This is a genomic window from Amycolatopsis sp. NPDC051373 (assembly GCF_040689465.1).
Lineage (GTDB): Bacteria > Actinomycetota > Actinomycetes > Mycobacteriales > Pseudonocardiaceae > Amycolatopsis.
The window spans coordinates 126535-147942 of the sequence record NZ_JBFBAE010000001.1 but is presented as its reverse complement, the minus strand read 5'-3'; the positions used below and the strand labels follow the sequence as shown (position 1 = coordinate 147942).

Annotated in this window: 17 protein-coding genes; 11 read left to right on the top strand and 6 right to left on the bottom strand. The window is 69.9% G+C overall.

Translation table 11 applies throughout. From position 1 onward, the window contains the following. Nucleotides 1-166: 166 nt before the first annotated feature. The 6 genes from cutA (at nucleotide 167) to AB0383_RS00725 (ending at nucleotide 10670) form a co-directional block, all read left to right on the top strand. Nucleotides 167-487, top strand: a complete 321-nt coding sequence (gene cutA / locus AB0383_RS00750) for a divalent-cation tolerance protein CutA (RefSeq protein WP_364043794.1) — start codon at nucleotides 167-169, stop codon at nucleotides 485-487. Between the two features lie 138 nt (nucleotides 488-625). Beyond that, complete coding sequence (locus tag AB0383_RS00745) at nucleotides 626-2122, top strand: cytochrome ubiquinol oxidase subunit I (RefSeq protein ID WP_366184275.1); 1497 nt, start codon at nucleotides 626-628, stop codon at nucleotides 2120-2122. 129 nt (nucleotides 2123-2251) lie between these two features. Continuing rightward, entirely contained in the window at nucleotides 2252-3262 is a 1011-nt protein-coding gene (gene cydB, locus AB0383_RS00740) for a cytochrome d ubiquinol oxidase subunit II (protein ID WP_364173825.1), read from the top strand. After that, nucleotides 3259-6888, top strand: coding sequence for an ATP-binding cassette domain-containing protein (locus AB0383_RS00735; RefSeq protein WP_366184273.1), 3630 nt, complete (start codon nucleotides 3259-3261; stop codon nucleotides 6886-6888). The genes cydB and AB0383_RS00735 overlap by 4 nt, the downstream gene beginning before the upstream one ends. Nucleotides 6889-6941: 53 nt before the next feature. Then, nucleotides 6942-8084, top strand: coding sequence for a GAF domain-containing protein (locus tag AB0383_RS00730; RefSeq protein WP_364174203.1), 1143 nt, complete (start codon nucleotides 6942-6944; stop codon nucleotides 8082-8084). A gap of 387 nt (nucleotides 8085-8471) precedes the next feature. Next, complete coding sequence (locus AB0383_RS00725; protein WP_364173821.1) at nucleotides 8472-10670, top strand: hypothetical protein; 2199 nt, start codon at nucleotides 8472-8474, stop codon at nucleotides 10668-10670. Here AB0383_RS00725 and AB0383_RS00720 read toward each other — a convergent pair. Next, nucleotides 10633-12231 carry a hypothetical protein gene (locus AB0383_RS00720; protein ID WP_366184270.1) on the bottom strand — a complete coding sequence of 533 codons (1599 nt, stop codon included), beginning with the start codon at nucleotides 12229-12231 and terminating at the stop codon, nucleotides 10633-10635. The two genes, AB0383_RS00725 and AB0383_RS00720, sit on opposite strands and share 38 nt — an antisense overlap. Next, the gene (locus tag AB0383_RS00715; protein WP_285971182.1) at nucleotides 12231-12857 is read right to left on the bottom strand and encodes a response regulator transcription factor; all 627 of its coding nucleotides are present in this window, start codon (nucleotides 12855-12857) and stop codon (nucleotides 12231-12233) included. The genes AB0383_RS00720 and AB0383_RS00715 overlap by 1 nt, the downstream gene beginning before the upstream one ends. Nucleotides 12858-12892: 35 nt before the next feature. Here AB0383_RS00715 and AB0383_RS00710 point away from each other — a divergent pair, with 35 nt between their 5' ends. Together AB0383_RS00710 and AB0383_RS00705 are read left to right on the top strand one after the other, a co-directional pair. Beyond that, nucleotides 12893-13309, top strand: coding sequence for a hypothetical protein (locus AB0383_RS00710; protein WP_364173817.1), 417 nt, complete (start codon nucleotides 12893-12895; stop codon nucleotides 13307-13309). Then, nucleotides 13309-13446 (top strand): hypothetical protein, encoded by a 138-nt coding sequence (locus tag AB0383_RS00705; RefSeq protein ID WP_364173815.1) that lies wholly within the window; start codon nucleotides 13309-13311, stop codon nucleotides 13444-13446. Before AB0383_RS00710 ends, AB0383_RS00705 begins: the two co-directional genes overlap by 1 nt. On the opposite strand, the gene AB0383_RS00700 is transcribed toward AB0383_RS00705, so the two are convergent. Next, the gene (locus AB0383_RS00700) at nucleotides 13447-13767 is read right to left on the bottom strand and encodes a nucleotide pyrophosphohydrolase (RefSeq protein ID WP_364173813.1); all 321 of its coding nucleotides are present in this window, start codon (nucleotides 13765-13767) and stop codon (nucleotides 13447-13449) included. It abuts the gene before it with no gap. A 144-nt stretch (nucleotides 13768-13911) separates the two neighbouring features. On the opposite strand from AB0383_RS00700, the gene AB0383_RS00695 reads away from it, so the two are divergent. The 3 genes from AB0383_RS00695 to AB0383_RS00685 all read left to right on the top strand — a co-directional run bounded on the left by AB0383_RS00695 (nucleotide 13912) and on the right by AB0383_RS00685 (nucleotide 18933). Continuing rightward, nucleotides 13912-14901, top strand: coding sequence for a nitrate- and nitrite sensing domain-containing protein (locus AB0383_RS00695; RefSeq protein WP_366184266.1), 990 nt, complete (start codon nucleotides 13912-13914; stop codon nucleotides 14899-14901). A gap of 960 nt (nucleotides 14902-15861) precedes the next feature. Then, on the top strand, nucleotides 15862-17214 hold the full coding sequence (locus tag AB0383_RS00690) for a hypothetical protein (RefSeq protein ID WP_366184264.1): 1353 nt from the start codon (nucleotides 15862-15864) through the stop codon (nucleotides 17212-17214). A gap of 150 nt (nucleotides 17215-17364) precedes the next feature. Beyond that, nucleotides 17365-18933 carry a hypothetical protein gene (locus AB0383_RS00685; RefSeq protein ID WP_366184262.1) on the top strand — a complete coding sequence of 523 codons (1569 nt, stop codon included), beginning with the start codon at nucleotides 17365-17367 and terminating at the stop codon, nucleotides 18931-18933. Nucleotides 18934-19210: 277 nt separating this feature from the next. Here AB0383_RS00685 and AB0383_RS00680 read toward each other — a convergent pair whose 3' ends face one another. From AB0383_RS00680 to AB0383_RS00670, 3 genes are all read right to left on the bottom strand, one after another. Beyond that, a complete protein-coding gene (locus AB0383_RS00680; protein ID WP_364173802.1) occupies nucleotides 19211-19387 on the bottom strand; it encodes a hypothetical protein in 177 nt (58 codons plus the stop codon). A gap of 275 nt (nucleotides 19388-19662) precedes the next feature. After that, the gene (gene coaA / locus AB0383_RS00675; RefSeq protein ID WP_220245573.1) at nucleotides 19663-20595 is read right to left on the bottom strand and encodes a type I pantothenate kinase; all 933 of its coding nucleotides are present in this window, start codon (nucleotides 20593-20595) and stop codon (nucleotides 19663-19665) included. A gap of 139 nt (nucleotides 20596-20734) precedes the next feature. After that, nucleotides 20735-21367, bottom strand: coding sequence for a macro domain-containing protein (locus AB0383_RS00670; RefSeq protein ID WP_366184259.1), 633 nt, complete (start codon nucleotides 21365-21367; stop codon nucleotides 20735-20737). Nucleotides 21368-21408 lie beyond the last annotated feature (41 nt).

Below are 21408 nucleotides of genomic sequence, written 5' to 3'. Positions count from 1 at the left end.
TGGACACCCCTTTCACTTCAACGATAAAGGAGCTTTTCAGAAAGCCGCAAGTTGATCGGGTTTGCGAATTGCCCCGTGAGGTTTGTTGAATAGCTTCCGCCGTGGTCCCTGAATATAGTTTTCGGCGTGCCGAATTCTGTTTTGCGGATGCGGTACGGTTCGGGTCATGCCTGCTGACCACGTGGTCGTGACCACCACTGTCGACAAAGAAGCGACCGCTCGGAACATCGCCACGAGCGCCGTCGAGGCGCGGCTTGCCGCCTGCGCCCAGATTGTGGGGCCGATCACGAGCGTGTACCGCTGGGAGGGCAAGGTGCGCACCGACTCCGAGTGGCGCGTCGAGTGCAAGACGGCGGCCGACCGCGCGGGTGCGCTGGAGGAGTTCCTGAATGTGCGCCACACCTACGCCCTGCCGGAGATCGTGGTGACCCCGCTCGTCGGCGGCAGCCCGCGGTACCTGTCGTGGGTAGTGGAGCAGACCCGGTAGATCCCTTTCGGGTACACAGTGGACGGATGTGCCCGGGACGCCTGACGTGGGCGTTTCCCGGGTTCAGGACGTTGGTCCCCCGTCTTTCGGGACGTGTTGAACTGGTCGGTGCCGCGCGGGCGGAGTTAGCTCGGGTACGTGGATGTCCTTGAGCTAGCGCGGTGGCAGTTCGGCATCACCACCGTGTACCACTTCCTGATGGTCCCGCTGACCATCGGACTTTCGGTGCTCGTCGCGGGGATGCAGACCGCCTGGGTGCGTACCGGCAACGAGCGCTACTTCAAGATGACCAAGTTCTGGGGGAAGCTCCTCCTGGTCAACTTCGCCATGGGCGTGGTGACCGGGATCGTGCAGGAGTTCCAGTTCGGGATGACCTGGAGCGCCTACTCCCGCTTCGTCGGCGACGTGTTCGGCGCGCCGCTGGCGATGGAAGGGCTAATCGCGTTCTTCGTGGAGTCGACCTTCCTCGGCCTGTGGATCTTCGGCTGGGACCGGCTGCCGAAACGCGTGCACCTGGCGTGTGCCTGGGCCTTCGCGCTGGCGTCGATGGCGTCGGCCTACTTCATCCTGTCCGCGAACTCGTGGATGCAGCACCCGGTGGGTGTGGAGTTCGTGAACGGCAAGCCGACGATGAACTCGATCTTCGCGGTGCTGGCCAACAACACGGCGCTGGCGGCGATCCCGCACACGCTGGCCGGGGCGTTCTCGGTGGCGGCGGCGTTCCTCGTCGGGGTGGCGGGCTGGCACCTGTGGCGGCGGCGTTCGGACTCGGACTCGGACGCCGGGGTGCACCGGGACGTCTGGCGCGCGTCGCTGCGGCTCGGTGGCTGGGTCGGGATCGCCGCGTTCGCGGTCCTGGCCATCACGGGCGACACGCAGGGCAAGCTGATGTTCCAGCAGCAGCCGATGAAGATGGCGTCGGCGGAAGCGTTGTGCCACACGGAGAAGCCGGCGAGCTTCTCGATCCTGGCGATCGGCGATGTCGCGGGGGCCAACTGCGAGGACGTGAAGACGTTCACCGTGCCGGCGCTGCTGTCGTTCCTCGCGCACAACGACTTTTCCACCGAGGTGCCGGGTGTGGAAAACCTGATCGGCCAGTACCAGGCGAAGTACGGCACCAACTACCCGAACGACCCCGACCTGGGGCCGCTGGCGGGCAAGCCGATCGACTACGTGCCCAACCTGCCGGTGACCTACTGGGGATTCCGGGCCATGATCGGCTTCGGCGCGATCGGGGCGGGGATCGGTCTGCTGGCCCTGTGGCTCACGCGCCGCGGCCGGATCCCGAGCGGGCGCTGGTTCCCGTTGCTGCTGGGCGCGGGTATCGCGACGCCGTTCATCGGCAACAGTGCCGGCTGGATCTTCACGGAGATGGGGCGTCAGCCGTTCGTGGTCGCGCCGAACCCGACGGGCGTCGAGGGCATGTGGATGTTCACGGCGCAGGCGGTGTCGAAGCTGTCGGTGGGTGAGGTGTGGACATCGCTGATCTCGCTCACGGTGCTCTACCTGGGATTGGGCGTGGTGGAGCTGTTCTTGATGCGCAAGTACGTCCGCGGTGGGGTCGAAGGGGTTCTGCCGCCGCCTGCTCACGGTGGGGAGGCGGGTTCGGATGACACGTTGTCGTTCGCTTACTGACTCGGTGGGCCTTGCTTCGTTGGGTTGGACCCAGAGTGTTCACCCGATCACCCACGAGAGTTGTCCACAGCTGATCTGTGGACAACTCGATGGGTTGTGGATAACTCAGGGCGATCTTGGGGATGAGTTATGACAACGCTGCAGCTGGTGTGGTTCGGGATCATCGCGCTGTTCTGGCTCGGGTACCTGTTTCTCGAGGGCTTCGACTTCGGCGTCGGGATGCTGCTGCCCGTGCTCGGGCGCGACAACACCGAGCGGCGCGTCATGGTCAACACCATCGGGCCGGTGTGGGACGGCAACGAGGTGTGGCTGATCGTCGCGGCCGGCGCTACGTTCGCGGCGTTCCCCGACTGGTACGCGACGCTGTTTTCAGGCGCCTACCTGCCGTTGCTGCTCGTGCTGCTGGCACTGATCGGGCGCGGGGTCGCGTTCGAGTACCGCGGCAAGGTCGACTCCGAGCGCTGGCGGCGCACGTGGGACCGCGTGATCATGGTCGGCTCGTGGATCCCGCCGCTGGGCGTCGGGCTGCTGCTGGCGACGACGGTGCTCGGCCTGCCGCTCGACGCCGACGGCAACCGCATCGGCACGCCGTTCGAGGCCGTGCGGTGGGACACGCTGCTGGGCGCGCTCGCCGTGGTCGGGTTCTCGCTGGTGCACGGGGCGGCGTTCCTGGCGCTGAAGACGTCGGGTCAGTTGCGGGAACGGGCACGGGTGCTGGCATTGCGGCTGCTGCCGGTGGCGTTGCTGCCGCTGGTCGCGTTCCTCATCGTGGTGCAGGTGCGCGCGGGGCAGGCGTGGACGTTGGTCGCGCTTGTGGTCAGCGTGGTTGCCGCAATCGTCGCGTGGCTGCGGCTGCGCGCGGACCGCGACGGGCAGGCGTTCGCCGCGCTCGGCGTGGTGATCGCGGCCGCCGCGGTGACGATGTTCGGGGCGCTGTACCCGAACGTGCTGCCGTCGACGGGGGATCCGGCCCACTCGCTGACCATCGCGCAGGCCGCCGCGAGCCCGTACGCGCTGAAGGTGATCACGTGGGTCGCCGCGTTCGGCGCGCCGGCTGTGCTCATCTACCAAGGCTGGACCTACTGGGTTTTCCGCAGGCGCATCGGCGTCCAGCACATCCCGGCGGTGCACGCACCGTGATCACGCTTCCCGGCCGCACCACCCTTTCCGCCCCGAGGTCCACAGTGGACCAGGTGCGGCCGGGCAAGGGGCCGCTCGGCGCGCTCTCGGCTCTCGGGCCGGCCGCGCGCCGGGCGCTGCTCCTCGTGGCGGTGCTCTCGTTCATCAACGCTGTTTTCCTGGTGGCGCAAGCTTTTCTTCTGGCTGACGTGCTCGCGTCCATCGTCTCCACAGGGATCAGGGGCCGCACCGCTCAGCTGGCCGCTCTGTTCGCGCTCGTCGCGGGCCGGGCGTTCACCGGCTGGGCGGTGCGGGTGGTCTCCGCGCGCGCCGCGGCGACGGCGCAGCAGGACCTGCGCGCCCGCGCCGTCTCCCACGCTCTGCGGCTCGGCCCGGAGTGGCTGGCTCGCCGCGGCGACGGCTCGCTGACGGAGCTCGTGACCCGCGGCTTGGACGCGCTCGACGCCTACTTCCGCGAGTACTTGCCGGCCTTGGTGACGGCCGCGGTGGTCCCCCTCGCGGCGGGCGCGGCGATCCTGTGGATGGATTGGCCGTCGGCGGTGATCGTGCTGGTGACGGTGCCCTTGCTGCCGGTTTTCGCTGTGCTGGTCGGCAAGTTCACGGCCGACCGCGTGGCAGGCGCGACGGACGCCGTGCACCGCATGTCGGGGCTGCTGCTGGAATTGGTGCGCGCTCTGCCGGTGCTCACGGCGTTCCGCCGCGCCGACGCGCAGTCGGCGACCGTGGCCCGCGTCTCGGAACGCCACCGCCGCGCGACTTTGAAGACTTTGCGGGTCGCGTTCTCGTCGGCTTTCGTGCTCGAACTGGTCGCCACTTTGTCCGTGGCGCTGGTCGCCGTGGTGATCGGCGTGCGGCTGGTGTCGGGTTCGTTGCCCCTGGCCATCGGGCTCGGCGTGCTGATCCTCGTCCCCGAGTGCTACCAGCCTCTGCGCGCGGTGGGCGCGGCTTTCCATTCCAGCGAAGACGGCGTCGAGGCGGTTCGCCGCGTCACCGACGTCCTGGCCGAGCCGGCCCCGCACTTCGGCACGCGCGTTCCGCCCCGTGGACAACTCACTGTGGCCAACCTGAGCATCGCCCGTCGCGGCGGCTTCGCCCCTGCTGGTGCCTCGTTCTCCGTGCGCCGAGGCCAAACGACCTGGCTCCGCGCCCCCAGCGGCGGTGGCAAATCCACCACCCTCGCCGCCCTCCTCGGCTTCCTCCCCACCTACGACGGCACCGTCACCCTCGGCGACGTCCCTCTGGCCTCGGTGGATGTGGACCGCTGGCGCGCGGATGTCGCGTGGGTTCCTCAGTCGCCGGTGTTCAGCGGCGGGACCGTCCGTGCGGAGGTGGCCGGCGTTGGCTCCGGGCTCGGCGCAGCCTCGGCTTTCGTTGATTCGCCTGCGGGTGACTCCGTTGCCGGCTCGGGCGCGGTTGGGTCTGCGCTGCGTGCGGCTGGAGGTTTCGAAGCCGCCCAGGGTGGCTCTGAAGAAGCCGGCGCGGCCGGTGCTGCCTCGGTCGGCGCGGCTGATGTTGTCGATGAGGTACTGGCGGAGCTCGGGCTGTCGGGGTTGGGGGACCGGCCCGTCGGACAGCTGTCGTTGGGGCAGCGGCAGCGCGTGGCGGTCGCTCGGGCGTTGGTGAGGGTGCGGGCGGGCGCGTGGCTGCTGTTGCTCGACGAGCCGACGGCCCACCTCGACGAGGTCAACGCCCGGCGCGTGATGGGCGCCGTCGAGCGGGCCGTGGCGGGCGGGGCGGCGGCGATCATCGCGGCGCACGAGCGGTCGGCGGCGGTGGCGGTGGCGGATGAGAAGCCGTTGTCCGGCACCACGTCCGCCGGCACTGCGGGGTCCGGTCGGCCGCTGCCGTGGCGGCTTTTGCTCGACCGTCGGCTGTTTTCCGGAGCGGTGCTGGGTGCCTTGGCGCTGTTGGCGGGCGTTGCGTTGACGGCGACTTCGGGGTGGCTGATCGCGAAGGCGTCGTTGCAGCCGCCGATCTTGACGCTGACCGTGGCGGTCGTCGGCGTGCGCGCGTTCGGGCTCGGGCGTGCGGCTCTGCGCTACGCCGAACGTCTTGTCACGCACGACGCCGCGTTCCGCATCGCCGGGCGGCTGCGCGTCCGGCTGTGGGACTCGCTCGTCCGCCTCGGCCCGGCGCGCGCGTTGGCGGCCGGCGAGGGCCAGCGCCGCCTTGTCACCGACGTCGACAACATCCGCGACCTGCTGCCCCGCGTGGTCTCGCCGCCGGTCGTCGTCGGACTTGTCGCCGTGGGCGCGATCGCGGTGCAGACGGTCGTTCTTCCCTCCGCCGGCCTGCTCCTCGCTGGTGCGGTGGTGGTCAGTCTCGTCGCGCCCCGGCTCGCCCTCCTGGCCGAGCGCCACGCGACGGCCGCCCTTGCCGCCGGACGCCGCGACATCGCTGCGCGGGTCTTCGTGTTGTTCACCTCGGCGGCCGAGTTGATCGCTTACGGCACCGCGACCGCGCGCCGCCGTTCGCTGCTTGCGACCGACGCCCGGCTGACCGCCGCCACCCGCCGCCAAGCCTTCGGTGCCGGCGCGGCCGATGCCCTGATCGTCCTGGCCACCGGGGCCGCCGCCGTGGGCAGCACGCTGCTCGCCGCGCCGGCCGTCGCGTCCGGCCACTTGGCGGGGGTCATGGCTCCGCTGCTGGCGCTGGTCCCGTTGGCCCTTGCCGAGGTCCTCTCGCTGCTGCCGCCGGCCGCTACCCACTGGGACACGCTGCGCGCTGCCCGCTTCCGCCTGGGCGACCTCGACACAGCTGCCGGATCAGAGCCGGCGCTGCCGGGCGCAGCGGTGCAGCCGGCTGGATTGCACCTGGCGTCCGCCTCGACGCAGCCCGACTCCGTCGGCACGGCTGGTTTGGCGTCACTGCGAGCCGGCGAAGAACGGCAGCGCGGCAATGCCACGATCGCGTCGAAGCCGGCGCCGTTCGGCCGTGCGGCGCGCCCTGGCAAGGGGCCTGAGCTCGGCGGCGCGCCCGAGCAAGGACCGAGCGCCGTGCGGCTTCGTGGCGCCGACCTCGGCTGGCCCGGCGGCGAAACCGTGCTCACCGACGTCACGCTCGACATCGAGCCCGGAACCTACGTCGCCGTGGTGGGGCCGAGCGGGGCGGGGAAGTCGACGTTGGTGGCGGCCTTGCTGGGGTTCCTGGAGCCGCGCGCGGGGGAGGTCGCAGTGCCGGGGCGGGTGTCGTGGGCGCCGCAGGAGGCGATGCTGGTGTCGACGAGCGTGGCGGAGAACCTGCGCCTCGCGGATCCCCGGGCGACCGACGAGGACGTCCGGCGGGCGCTCGACCTGGCGCAGTTGCCGGAGCTCGACGCGGCGACCGTCCTCGACAGCGCCGGCACCGGGCTTTCCGGTGGCCAGGCTCAGCGCGTCGCGCTGGCACGGGCGTTGCTGGCGGCGCCGACCGCCGACCTCGTGCTGCTCGACGAGCCCACGGCGCACCTCGACGAACGGACCGCTCGCGCCTTGCGCGCCACGCTGCGTGCCGAGCTTGCCGGGCGCACCGTCGTGCACGTCACCCACAACCTCGACGAGCAGCTCGACGCCGACGTCGTCCTGGAGGTCCGCGGCGGCCAGGTGCTCGAGTCGCAAGCGGTACCAGCCGCGAGGGGTGATTGGTGACGGTCACGATTCCGGGTCCGGGCCGCAAGCACGCGCTAGGGTCGGTGTTGCTCATGGACCCGACACTTGCCGCGCGGGCGTTGTCCGCTGCCACCGAGATCACCAGCACCGCGTTGTCCGGGGACGACCCGGAGGCCGTGCTGGACACCGTCGTGATCCGCGCGGCCGAGCTGGCCGACGCCGACCTCGGCCTGGCCATGGTCAGCGCCGAGGACGGGCACGTCGTGGTCGAGGCCGCCGTCGACCCCAGCGGCGCCGGCCGCGCGCTGCAGGGCCTGACCTTGCCCGCCGACTCCGCCGCCGGCCGCGTCGCTCGCGGGGGCGAGCCGGTGGTCAGCGACAACTTCGTCGTCGACCCGCGCACCGCACCCTTCGTGCCCGACGAGCTCCGTGGCTTCGGCCCCTTCGCCGCCGCGCCGTTCGGCTCCGGCGGCCGGGTGCTGGGCGCGCTCACGGTCTACCGCCTGCAGGGCCGCGAGCCGTTCTCCGCGGGGACCGTCGAGATGCTCGTGGCGTTCGCCGCACAGGCTGGCGTGGTGCTCGCACTCGCCGAAGGAGCCAACGCACGACACCGCGTGACGCTCTACCAAGAGCGCGAACGCATCGCCCGCGAGCTGCACGACGTGATTGTGCAACGCCTCTACGGCGCCGGCATGCAACTGGACCGCGTGCGCCGCAACATGCGCAAGCGCTTCGCCCAAGCCGACGGCGCGCGCCTGTCCGACGCCATCGACCAGCTCGATCAGACCATCGAGGAAATCCGCGGCACCGTGCGAGCCCTGCGCTCACCCGAGCCGCGCCACGACATCGGCACACCGACCGACCTCGCCGAGTCCGCCCGCGGTGAAGTCCGCATCGCCGGCGAGCTCCTCGGCTACCCGCCGACCCTCGAGCTCTCCGGCGAGTTCGCCGACATCCCCGCCGAAAGCGCCGACCACATCCGCGCGGCACTGCGCGAAGCACTGTCCAATGTGGTCCGCCATTCCGGCGCGAGCGAGACGCGCGTGTCCCTGACCCGCGACCGCGACGGCGTGAAACTCCGCGTGCGCGACAACGGATCCGGCGTACCCCAAGGCGTCGCCACCCGGGGCCTGCGTCACCTCGCCGAACGCGCCGACACCGCCGGCGGGAAGTTCTTCATCAACTCCTCACCGAGCCTCGGCACACTCGTCGCCTTCGATCTCCCTCTGGACTAGTCGCACGTGCGCGACCGCCACCCACAGCGCGCTGATCCGGCTTCAGCCTTCACGCGTCATGTGAGCCGCTCCTTCCTCTCCGACGGGCACGTTCGGCTCCCCGTTCGACATCGACCAACACCCCAGAACCGCGAGTCGCCGCTCGCTTTCACCTGGTGACGAGTCTACCGGCGATCGAACACCCATTCGACTCACGATGGGGTGAATCCGAAAGATCCTTACCGAATCCGCCGTGGCCGACCGTGATCTCACGCGCGCGCGAAACCTCCGAACGGCCTAGTCGATTTCCGAGCGGCGGTACCGGATGGTCACTCGAAAATCGAGGTCACCAGTTCTGTCGGCGGTGGCTGTTAGGGTCGCCATGATCAGTCACGAGGGGGTCGCTTCATGTGGGAAACCGTGGCGGCGGAAGTCGTCAAAGCAATGGCTGTGGCCGCGCTCGGCGGGGTGAAACAGCTGGTGTCGCGCAAGCTCGAACAGCGCCGGACCGCCGCCGACGTCGAGGCGATCCTCAACGACAAAGCCCGCACCGCAACGGTGATCGCCGAGCTGCTCGCGACCGATCAGGAGTTCGTCGAACAGATCGAATCACTGCTGCCACGATCGAAGGGAACTGGCAGCAGCAGCGACTTTCCCGCGTCGGCCGAACCCTTTGTCGACCGCGAAAGTGAACGCGCGCTCGTCGCCGGCCCCGGCGCCCGCCTCGTCACCGGGCCGCGCGGCGCGGGCAAAACGGCGCTGCTGAGCCGGCTTGCCACCGACCTGCGCCCGCACCTCCCGAAACAGATCTACGTCGACCTCGCCGACTACCGGTCCGGTTCGCTGGTGCGCCGCACCGAGGTGGCCGCGCGCGTGGTGCGAGCGCTTGACGTCGGCAGTGACCTGACCGCCACAGAAACACCCCAGCTCTGGGAGCAGTACCGCTCCGTCACCGCACGCCACCGTTTCCTGCTCGCACTCGACAACGCCGAAGCGGCCACCGACCTGCACGGCCTCATCCCGCCGTCGCCGCACAGCGTCGTTCTCGTGACCGCGATCAAGGCCGGTGACGACCTGCGCAAGGAGTTTCCCGCCCCGCCGATCGAGGTCGGTCGGCTCGCGCTGCCGGACGCGCTCGCCCTGCTGAGCCGCCTCTCCCACCCGAGCGTGATCGCCGCCGAGCCCGCCGCGGCCGAGGAACTCGTGGACCTGTGCGACCACATGCCCTTCGCGGTCCGGCTCGCCGCCGTCCGCGTCGCGCGGAGGATGCAGCGCGGCCCCGGCGCTGTCACGTCCGTGTTGGAAGGCTTCCGGGCCACGGGCAAACTCGGCGGCGAGGACGTGATCGCCGCCGCATTCGAGGAGTCCTTTTCGGAGTTGACTCCCGAAGCGGCAGAGCTGTGCCGCCTCCTCGCCGCGCACCCCGGACCCGACTTCACCGCCGCCGGCGCGGCTGCGGTCTTCGGCCGCTCACCCGAAGACGCCCTCGACGAGTTGGCCGACGCCGGTTTCCTCACCCGCACAGGCACTTCCCGGCAGCGGCTGTACAACCTGATCCGCGAGGGAGCCCGCCGCGGCGGCTGGGCCGAGGTGGCTGTCGAACGCGCGCTCGAGTTCCACTGTGACCAAGCCGTGGCCGCGGATCTCCACAACGGCAAGGATCGCCTCCGGCTGTACGCGCCGCGCCCGGAGGCCGAAGCGAACGCGAACTTCGAAGGCCGCAAGCCACTCGACTGGGTCGAAGACGCCCGCGAGACGTACGGTGCACTCGCTCGGGAGGCCTACCTGCGCGAGCGCGACGTCGAGCTGGGCCAGATCTGCGGGGCGCTCGAAGTGCTCATGCTCAACCGCGGGTACCACCGGCTGTTCGCCGAGATCAACAACTGGGGCATCCGCGGTGCGCGCCGGCTCGGCGACCGGCCGCTGCTCACGCGCGTGCTGAGCCAACAGGGCCGCACTCACTTGCTGATGCACGAGTTCACCACGGCGAAGCCGTTCCTGGACGAGTCGCTCACGTTGGCGCGTGAGCTTGCGTCGCCGGGCCTGCTGTCGTCGGTGCTGGAGTTCTGCGGCCGTTTCCGCGAGGAAGAAGCCCGGCAGTACCCGCAACAGGCATCAGGGCTGACGGCCGAGGCAGTGACGTTGCTGGACGAAGCGATTCGCATCGACCGCGCCGCGGGGCCGGAAGCCGCACGAAGCCTGGGCATTCACACGCGGATGCTGGCCAACGTCCTCGTCGGGCTCGCACGATGGGACCAGGTGTTCGCGCTGCTCGGCGAGTCGGAGCAGCACACCACCGAGGACCGCAACCGCTCCCGGATCCTGCTGGTCAAGGGAAAGGCCGAGACGGCCCTGGGCTCTTTCGACGCCGCCGCCAGCACCCTGGGCCAGGCCTGGCAGCTCGCGAACACCTCAGGAGCCTCGCAGTACGCGGCCGAGTTCGACGCCGCCTTCGCGACGCTCGCCGAGGCCCGCGGCGACCTGCCGGCCGCACTTGAGGCGTGGCGACGGGCGTGGCAGGTCTATTTCGCTGCCGGGCACCCGCGGCAGGCGGAGTTCGCGGTGAAGTTCAGCGCCGTCGAAGAGCGGATACGGCGGCGCCATTGAGATCACCGGTCAACGGCCGGCTCGTCGCAAGCCGCACATAAGCAAAAGCGGCCAGCAGCACGGGATCCACGTCGGCCGTCAGCGCGTGCGTCTCGCCGGTCGAGTCGCGCACGAGACAGCCGCCGTCGGTCGGCGCGGCCGCGAGCCGAGCGGCGGGCCAGTGGGCGAGCAGGTCGTCGAGTCGTCCGGGCTCGTCCGCGTAGACGACGGTGGCAGCGTCGAGTTCGCGCAGCTCGGCGTTGTCGGCGTGGGCGAGTACATGCCGGTACTCGAGGTCCGGCGCCTTCTCCGCGACGAGCGGGAACCGCACGAGCTCACCCGACGCGTCGACGCCGGCCACGAACGCGGCCGCAGGCGAGGTCAGCGGCTCGGGATCCGCGACGGGCGGAAAAACCGGGTCGTCGGGCGGGTTCAGGCCGAGCAGTGCATAGAGCAGGCCGGCGAGCAGCGGTGCGCCCGGATCTTCCACGGCCTCTTGGATGATCGGCGCGTGCGAGCCAGGCCGGTGCCGAGCGATCGCGCCGTCGATCTGGTCGCGCAGGCCGAACTCCGTCCCGAGTTTCGGCACGCTCCGGGCGAGGGCGGCGAGCGGCGAGTCCGCGACCGTCGTCGGTGATCCCGGCGTCGTGAGCAGCACCGGTTTGTCGACGGCGGCCGCGTACAGCGCGGCGGATCCTTCGTCCGACAACACGCAATCCGCGGCGAGCACGGCCGCCTGCCAGCCGTGGTCAGGCGGGACGAGCGCGAGCCCGGCGGCGATGGCCGGCCGCAGCCACGACCGCACCTGCCACGGTCCGTGCGCCGCCCAGACGCCCGGGTGCAACGTCAGCACGACGCGGTAATCGTCGAACGGCAGGCATCCCAGCAGCTCGACAGGTAGCTCGGGGCGTCGGCCGAACAGGGAGTGCTTGCCCCAGGTCGACGCGAGCGTCACGACCGTGCGGCCGCCCGCGTCGAGCGCCTTGCGGTAGCGGGAAACGCGGTGCCGGCTCATCACCATGCGGTCGAGGCAGGGGTCGCCGATGACCACGGCCCGCTCGGCGGCGGGCGGACACGACCGGGTCAGCTGCGCACGCTGGCTTTCGTGCGAGAGCGCGATGGCCGCCGGCACCACTTCACCGTTGTGGACGAGCTTTTCCGGGTCGAGGCCCGACGTGACACGGCTGCCCGGATAGTACTTCTGGTAGCCGATTCCGTGGGGCACCAGCAAAATCGGGGCGTCGAGCTCCGTCAGCACGTCGTTTTCGCTGGCCGCGAGCGCGAGGTCGAACCGGGTCGCCGTGGCCTGGCCCCAGCCGATCACGGGCGGTCCGAGCCGGCGCAGCGCTTCCGGCACGCCGGCGGAGAGGATGCCGGGCCGTCGCTCGTCGTGCGTGAAGACGAGCTGGATCCGCCGGTCGCTGCCGAACAACGAGACGACGTCGAGCAGGCGCGTGAGCGTGGTCAGGGTGCGCACGACCACGAGCACCTTGCGGTCGAACTCCGTCGTCAGCCAGTGGTCATACGCCGGATCAGCCGGGACCTTCGGCCAAAACGACGGGGGGTATGCGTTTTCGGGCATCACTTGCCGCGGCGGGCGATCCAGGCGGCGGCTTGGGTGCGGCGTTGCATGCCGAGCTTGGCGAGGACCGAGGTGACGTAGTTCTTGACCGTTTTTTCGGCCAGGAAGAGGCGTTCCGCGATTTCGCGGTTGGACATGCCCTGGCCGATGAGCTCCAGGACGTCGCGCTCGCGGTCGGTGAGGGCGGCGAGGTCGTCGGTGGGCGGGTGGCGCAGTTTGTCGAGCACGCGGGCCGTGGAGACGGGGTCGAGCAGCGAGTGGCCGGCGGCGACCTCGCGGACCGCGTTGACCACGTCCTGGCCACGCACCTGCTTGAGCAGATAGCCCGAAGCGCCCGCCATGATCGCGCCGACCATGGCCTCCTCGTCGTCGAAAGCGGTGAGCATGAGGCAGGCCGGCGGGTTGGGCTTTGAGCGCAGCTCGCGGCACAGCGTGATGCCGTCCCCGTCGCCGAGCCGGACGTCGACCACCGCGACGTCCGGCTCCACGTGCATCGCGACGGCCAGCGCCTCCTCGACGCCCCCGGCCTCGGCGACCACCTCGATGTCCGCCTCGTCGCCCAGCAGGTCGCGCAGGCCGCGGCGGACCAGTTCGTGGTCGTCGACGAGCAGCACCTGGATCGGCATACCCCGAGGTTACGGCTTCGGGGCGGTCGTTGCCGGTGCTGGTGCCCGAGGACACGTTGGGGCGCGATGTCGACACGATGTCGGCGCGACGGCGGCGCGGCGGAAAATCACCGGATGCACCCGATCAGGTTGCCGCGGGAAATCGTTCGGAATTGATCCGTAACGGTTTCGGCGGCACGGCGATATGCCCGGCATCGCTTCGCCGGACTCTTCGGAAGGTTTTCCTGTTGGCTCTCTTTCGCCGTGTCATTGGTACGTTCGCCCTGATTGCGGGGCTCATCGTGGTCGGCTCTGCCGCGGCGCAGGCGGAACCGGGAAATCCGGTGGGCGCAATTCCGGAAACGTCGATATCCCCATTCGGTGGCTATCCGTTCCTGGTCGCCGCGGGTGCGTTGATCGCGGCCGCCGCGTCCGCCGGGCTGGTCCTCTACCTGCGCCGCCGGCCGGCCTGATGCGGATCGTCGTGGTCACGGCCCTGGTGGTGGCCGTCGCGGCTCTGCTGCTGGTCGCGTTCCTGCGCCCGCCCGAGACACTGCCGGCGCAGCAGGTGGTGACGACGAGCAAGCCGTCGACGAGCCGCGCCGGCTGATCAGCGCGGCACGGGCGGGAAACGGGTCTCGTTGCGGTCGACCTTCGCGTTGCCCACTTCGAGGAGGTCGATGTCCAGGGCGTCGGCCAGTTGGACCAGGTAGAGGAGGACGTCGGCGATTTCGTCGCGGACGTTGGCGGTCAGGGTGGGGTCGGAGCGGTATTCGCGGGCCTCTTCGGGCGTGAGCCATTGGAAGAGGGAGATGAGCTCGCCGACTTCGCCGGAGAGGGCCATGACGAGGTTCTTCGGGTGGTGGAACGGTTCCCAGTCGCGGGCGGAGGCGAAGTCGCGGAGGCGTTGGGTGAGCGCGTCGAGAGTCACGGGAGATTGCGTACCACGGCGGTCACGGTGGGCTAACGGCCGTATGGCGGACTTTCGTTGACCCTCGCGCCGCGGTTTCCCTAGCGTGGTTGGCCGGGTTGGGGAAAAGCGGAAGGAAAGGCCGTGGAGTACCTGCGCAGGCGCGTGGTCCTGATCGCGTTCGTGCCCGGTGCGGCGCTGGTGCTGGTGGCGTTGGTGATCGGGATTTTCCTGGTGCAGCAAGCGAATCACGTGCGAGGGCTGGCGGATGAGACAGCGCGGGCGTCGAACGACGTGACGCGGACCGTGGTGGGGTTGCAGGAGCGGCGGGGCAAAGCGCTGCTCGCGGGCGACCGGCTGGCTGAGTACACGGGTTTTACGCAGCGTATCGACGACGCGATCGCCGGCCTGCGAGAGCTCACCCGGGCGGCGCCGGATGCGGAGACGGCGTATCAGCAGAACACGGCGGTGGATCTGCTGGTGGCGACGGAAGGTTTGTACCGAGCGGATTCTCTCGCGCTGGCGGCGCTCGATGGGACCACGCGGCGGCTCTTCACGGACGCGGTGGGCGGGTACCGGACGACGCTCGCGAGCGCGGCGGGCAGGCTCACGCAGAGTGGTCGGGAGCGGTACGAAGCGCTTGTGCGGGGTGAGGACTGGAGCACGCTGACGGCGGTCGAGAACGCCTACGCCGACGCGGCGCCGCTGCCGGTCGCGATGCCGACGTGGCGCGCGGCGACGGCGGTCGCAGGGCGTGGGTTGGGGGAACTCTTCGCGCAGCAGAACAACTTCGCGGTGCAGATGACGGTTGATCACGCTCACCGCACTTTGGGCGGGGCGCTCGCCGGCGGGGTGGCGATCGTGGTGTTCGCCGGCGTGGTGATGGCGGTGGCGATTCGGCTCGCCGGCCAGCTCAAGGACCCGCGGCGGCTCGCGCTAGGGCGGGCGGCAGTGGCGCGGAAAGCCGCGGAGCTGCGGCGGGCCGAGGTCGAGCGGGGAACCGGGCAGGAGACGGAGTCGCGGCAACGCTCGGAGCCGCGGCGGAGCACGGTGGCGCAGCGATCCCCGGAGCCCGAGCGAAGCGCGGAGCTGCGGCAACGCTCAGCGCCGCGGCACAGGGCCACGGCAGCACGCAGCGGCGCGGCGTCCCGCTGAGGCCAGGCGAGGCATAGTCCTGGGTCGCAGCGTGGCATCTGTCCTGTGGTGACAGGGCACGCGCCGACGCCACGGCAATGGCAAGAGCGCTGGCAAGGGACGGCGCCGAAGCGATTCACGGGTGGTGCAGGCCCGGGCCGCGGCAGAGCAAGGCCGCGGCAGAGCAACAGCCGGCCCGGGACGGAGCCGAACCGATCCGCGTGGTGGCGCAGGCCGAGCCGCGACATCGGATCGAAGCGGCGTCGATCCGACTTGTGGTGGGGGTGTGGGAGAGGGGCCACGGGATGAGTCGCGATGGCGGCGATCCGATCTGCAGTGTGGCGTGGGAATGGCACCACGGGACGGGTCGCGGCCGCGATGGTCCGACCCGCGGTGAGAGGCAGGAGCGGGCTGGGGCATCGGGTCGAGACGGCACTGAACTGATGTGCGGGGTGACGCAAATCGGGCGGCGGCGGTGCCGGGCTGCGATGGAATCGATCCGATCCGCGGTGCGCATGGAACGGGCCGCGACACCAGCCGCGATGGTGTCGGTCAGATCCGCGGCGGGTGGCGGGACCGGTCGCGATGGCGCTCAACCAACCCGGGGGGCCGGTCGCGATGGTGCTCAGCCAACGCGGGGGTCGGTCGCGATGGTGCCCAGCCAACGCGGGGGTCGGTCGCGATGGCGCCCAGCCAACGCGGGGGTCGGTCGCGATGGTGCTCAATCGACCCGGGGGGTCGGTCGCGATGGTGCCCAGCCAACGCGGGGGTCGGTCGCGATGGTGCTCAATCGACCCGGGGGACTGGTCGCGATGGTGCCCAGCCAACCCACGAGACATCACCTCACCGAGCCCCCGAGCGATGGCCCGCCAGAGCCCCGCCCGACGAGAACCACAGGTCACCCCCGGTGCGCGGTTGGGCCGGAAAGAGCACGCCGTTGGCCCACACGCGCGGCGAACGGCATGCGGCAGACTGGTGCGCGTGAGTGCTCCCCCGGATCTGCGGTCCTACCTGCGTACGTTGGACGTGGAAACGCTGGTGGACCTGCTGTACGCCCAGGTGCGGCGTGACCCTGAGTTACGGCATTCGCTGGAACTGCGGTGCGCCACTCAATCGGGTGAGGTTGCGGAGGCGCATCGGCTGTTGGACACGGCGGTGCAGGACGGCAATGTCGAGTACACGGCCAAGGTGGGCGCCGTGCTGGACACCTTGGGGCGGTTGCTCGATGCGGGCAGTCCGGCGGACCTGGCGCCGCTCGCGCGGCGGACTGTGGATGACATCGGTGAGGTGCTGGAGCAGTCCGGGGATCCGTCCGGTGACCTCGGGGACAAGCTGGACTTCGCAGTCGAGCTGTACGCGCGGGCGTGTGTTGCGCGGCCGCCGGATCCCGAGCAGTTGGCCGAGTGGCTGCTGGAGGTGGAGTTCGACGGGCCCGGAAGGCCGACGATCGCGCTGGCGGATTTCGCTGAGGCGTTGGGGGAAAAGGGACTTGAGCGGATCAAGTCTACTGTGGACGAAATACTGACAGGCGGGCCGACGGGGTACCGCCGGGACGTCGCGGAGCGCATGCTGGAGGAGCTCGCCGAGGTGCGCGGGGACGTGGACGCGCTGGTCGCGATCCTGTCGGCCAAGCCGCCGCGCGTGGATGTGAGCCTGAAGATCGTGCGGGTGCTGCGGGCGGCCGGGCGGCACAGCGAGGCCATCGCGCACGCGGCCCGCGCGCTCACGCCGCACAAGACGCACCAAAACCCGCACCAAACCCTGCCCGAGCCGGAAGACGAGACAGTCACCTTGCGGCGCAAGGAGTTCGACGAGGCGCCGGGCAGCGTCACGTACACGACGTTGCGCGAGGCGGCTGTCGAAGCGGGCGTGTGGTCCGTGCAGCGCGTCGCGGCCCTCGCGCGGCTGAGGGAACGCGCGGCCGACAGTGAAGAAGGCGCCGAAGAGCTCGCCCGGGCGCTGGTCGCCGAGGATCGGCCCGACGAGGCGTGGCGCGCGTGCGTGCGCTTCGGTGGGTCGCTGGCGTTGCGCGTGGAGCTGGCCGCGTCGCGCGAGGTTGCGCACCCGGCCGAGACGATCCCGGTCTACCGCAGCCAGGTCGAGCAGCTCATCGAGCAGAAGGACCCGCAGGCCTACCGCGAAGCGGCGAAGCACCTGAAGAAGCTGCGCACGCTGCACAAACGCGCCGGCACGGCGGAGGAGTTCACGGGGTACCTGGCCGACTTGGTGAGCGTTCACCGGCGCAAGACACGGCTGATCGCGGAAGTGCGCGCGGCTCGGATCGCGTTGCCGAAACCGCGTAACCTTCCGGCGTCTGACTCGTTGACCAGCTGAAACACCTCGCACGTAGCTCTTTTCCGCGTCGTCGCGGTGGTCCCTCTTCGCAGCCGGCTCCCTGGCCGGTCGCGGATACCGCGCCCGGGGCCACCGCGGCCGCGCGTCCCGCGGATCCGCGCCCGCACCAGCGATGCAACGATGTTCCGCATGAGTCCGGTGAGCCGCGCCCGCAAGAAGAGCCCCCAGCCCGCCACGCCCAGCGTGAACGGCCTGTTCAAGGACGTCCTCCGGGACTTCTCCGCCGTCGCGGCGGAGCCCGGCCCGTTCGACGTCGAGCTCCTCGCCTCCGAGGTGCTCGGACAGTGGTGGGACCTCGCGATCGAGGGCGAGCCCGACGGCGGCGAGCAGCTGGGCTTGGAGCTCATCGCGTTCGCGCAGCGCAAGATCACGCCCGGCGCGGCGGCGCTGCTCGCCGCGCTGAAGGTGCTGGCCGAGACCGAGGAGGAGCGCACGGCGGCCGCCGAGGCGCTCGCCGTGGTGCTCTCGCGCGGCATCCCCGAGCCCGAGTGGGCCGGTGAGGTCGGCCGCGTGACGGTCGGTGAGATCTGGCGGACCGGCGACGTCTACGGCGACGAGTCCTCGCTGCTGTGCACATTCTCCCGCGGCGACGCGACGCTCGGCCTGCTGGCGCTGCTCGACTTCACCGAGCTCGGCCGAGTGCGCGACCTCGTGGTGATCGACGAGCCGCACGAGGTTCTGGCCGAGATGCGCACGCAGATCGCCGACGACGGCGAGCTCGTGGTCCTCGAGAAGGTCGCGCCGGCCGACGCGCACCGCCTGCTGCTCGACGGCATCGCCGCGACCGACGGCATGGACGAGCCCGACGTCGGCGAGGACTACACGCGCTTCCACGCCGTGGCGATGGCGTGGCTGCGGGCGTTGCCGGAGCCGTCAGCCGGCCGGGGTGTCGAGGAGTGGCCGGACGCGCGGCGCGGCGCGATCGTGGAGGAGTTCCTCGGGAAGGTTTCGTTCGCCGACGTCGAGGCGGCGCGGTCGGTGGCGCGGCTGCTGGTGGACCACGGGTGCCGGACCGAGCCGGCGGATCCGCTGCGCGTCGGGCCGGAGAAGCTGGCGCGATTCCTGGAGTCGTTGCTGGGTGGGGAGTACGAGGTCGAGGACGAGGATCTCGTGCCGCCGGTGGTGCTGGCATGGGCTTCTTGGGCCGCGGCTCGGGGCGGGTTGTCGGAGGTTGCTTCGGCTGCTCTTGTCGAAGACGTGAAGGAGTATTTGGCGGAATACCTGTCCGACGAAGATGAGTCCGAAGAGGATGAGGTTTCGGATTATCTGGATGGGACGGAGTCTGCCGAAGAGGTTTTGGGGGTCGTGGAGCGGCGACGGTTTGCCGTGCCGGAGTTGTCCACGGTGATCGGGGATGAGGAGCTGACGGATCTGGATCCGTCGGATCCGGAGCAGCGGCGGATGCTGGTCATCGGGGGGCATCCGGAGTATCACGAGTCGTTGGCGAATGACGAGTTCGATGGTGCTGATGGGCTGAGGCTGGCGTTGGAGACGTCGGTGGTGGATCAGCTTTGGGAGGACTCGCCTGAAGAGGTTTGGGTGGCGGCCCAGAAGTTGATCGAGAAGGGGTTGACGAGGGAAGAGGTTTTGGGGGAGTTGGTCTCTGTGCTGGAGGGGCAGTTGGAAGAGGCTGAGGATGAGGATCGGTTGGATTATGATTTGGAAGGGTATCGGGAGGCGTTGACTGCGGTTGAATAGCCGTTGTCACGGCTCGATCCGCTGGCGCGGATCATTGCGCTTGGATTAGCGCATGTTGGCACCCCGATTTTTTAGTGTCCCTACGGCCTGGACTATTTGTCAAGGCGGGAAAGAGTACCTTGACAAATAGTCCAGGCCGCGTGGAAGGCGGGGATCGAGGTGCAGGGCCGGGTCTGGGTGCGCTGGTGAGTTTGTGGAACTGGTGCGGTTGTGTGATGGGGGAAAGCGAAAAGCATAAAAGAAAGCCCCGGCCGGGTGTGGCTGGGGCTTTTGTTGGTTATGCCGTTGGGGTTTGGCTGGGGACTACGGGGATGGTGGCGGCTGCGGTGGCGGCCTTGCGGCGGCGTTCGCGGATGGCTTCGTCCAGGTCGACCAGGAAGGTGCTGGCGGCCATGGCGACGAAGAGGGCCAGTCCGAGTACCGCGCCGATCCAGGTGAGGACGATGGAGAACACCGGGGGCCTCCTTCCCAGGTCAGATGCGAATTTCCCTTCTGTTCAGGGTCGCTTTCACGAGGCTCGCCCGGTATCGGCCAACTGGTTACGAAGCCGCCCCCCGAACTGGCCGATCGGCCGAGGTCGGGGGGCGGAGGGTGAGGATGCGGGGCAGCCGAGGGCTATGTGGGTGACAAAGCCGCCAACAAGGCCGCCGACGAAGCTGACGACAGAGCCGCCGAACAAGCCATCGCCGCGCCGGAGGACAGGCCACCGCAGGGCCGGCCAGGAAGCGGTCAGAGCTTGCGCAGGCGCACGCGGTTGATGGAGTGGTCGGCGTCCTTGCGGAGCACCAGCGTGGCCCGTGGGCGCGTCGGCTTGATGTTCTCCATGAGGTTCGGTTCGTTGATCGTGCGCCAGAGGTGGCGGGCTTCCTCACGGGCCTCGTCGTCGTCGAGGCCGGCGAAGTGGTGGAAGTGCGAAGCCGGGTCGGAGAACGCGGTGTGGCGGAGCTTGAGGAAGCGCTCGACGTACCAGCGTTCGATGTCGTCGGTGTGCGCGTCGACGTAGATGGAGAAGTCGAACAGGTCCGAGACGGTCAGGCGCGGGCCGGGTTGCAGGACGTTCAGGCCCTCGATGATGAGGATGTCCGGGCGCTCCACGACCTGTTCCTCGCCGGGCAGGATGTCGTACGCGAGGTGCGAGTACACGGGCGCCGACACGCGTTCGGCGCCGGACTTCACCTCGGTGACGAAGCGCAGCAGGGCGCGCCGGTCGTAGCTTTCCGGGAAGCCCTTGCGGTGCATGATGCCGCGGCGGGTCAGTTCGTCGCGGGAGTACAGGAACCCGTCGGTGGTCACGAGGTCCACGCGCGGGTGGTCCGGCCAGCGGGCGAGCAGCGTGCGCAGGATGCGGGCCGTGGTCGACTTGCCGACCGCGACGCTGCCGGCGACGCCGATCACGTACGGCACCTTCGTGCTGACGCACTCTTCGCCGAGGAACGTCGTGGTGGCCTCGTACAGCTGTTGACGGGCTTTGACCTGCAGGTTGATCAGTCTCGACAGCGGCAGGTAGACGTCGGCCACCTCGGCGAGGTCGATCTGCTCGCCGAGACCTCGCAGCCGAACCAGCTCATCGGCGGTCAGGGGCAGTGGGGTCGAGCTGCGCAGCTCCCGCCACTGTTCCCGGTGAAGCTCGACGTAGGGACTGAGTTCACGGACCCGTGGCATCGCACACTCCTCGGCCGTCGCCTGCGCTGGCTCCGTACTGGGCACTACCTTGCGAGTAACGCTCCATCAACGGTAGGGCCTACCGCGCGTGAACGCGCTGTGATGTGCTGCACGCGGTCCGAACCGTTGCCTGACGCGATCACCGAGGGTTACGGCGGCGGCCGAAAACTTCCTCCCACGCGGCGGCCACCTGGCGTGCGCACGTGACCGGATCGACGCCGCCGACGCCGGTGCCCAAGCCGGGCATCGCGATGGTCTCCACGAGTTCGCGCACGGGCCCTTCGTCGAGCATCCCGTGCCGCCACTGCAGGAACACCGCGCGCGCCGCGAGGTACGGGTGCACGGTGTCGGCGGGCAGCCGCTCGCCGGGCTCGCGCATGGTCGGCGCGCTGATCAACCACGCCGGCTCGGCCTCGCCCGTCGGCACGATCACCGACTCGCCGAGCGGCAGTTCTCCGCCGTACGAAGCCAAGATGGCGCTGCGCACGTTCTGCTCGACGTCCGGGAACGCCCGCGCATACACGGCGTCGATCCCGCCGCGCATCCAGCCGTAGGAGTTGGCGGGACTCACGACCGCCTGGGCGACGACGTCCAGCACCGAACCACGGTGCACCCGAACCATCTCGACCTCGGTCCTGAGGGTGGAGACGGCGCCGGTCCACGCGGCGGCGAGCGGTTCGTCGACGGCACACAGCACCAGTTCCGGCGTCGCGGACGAAACCGGCGGGTCGACGTCCTCGTGCCCGGTGTGTGTGCCCGATTCGGCGGTCACGGTTCCAGCATGGCAAAAAAAGCCACGTGGCGTAACCGGTT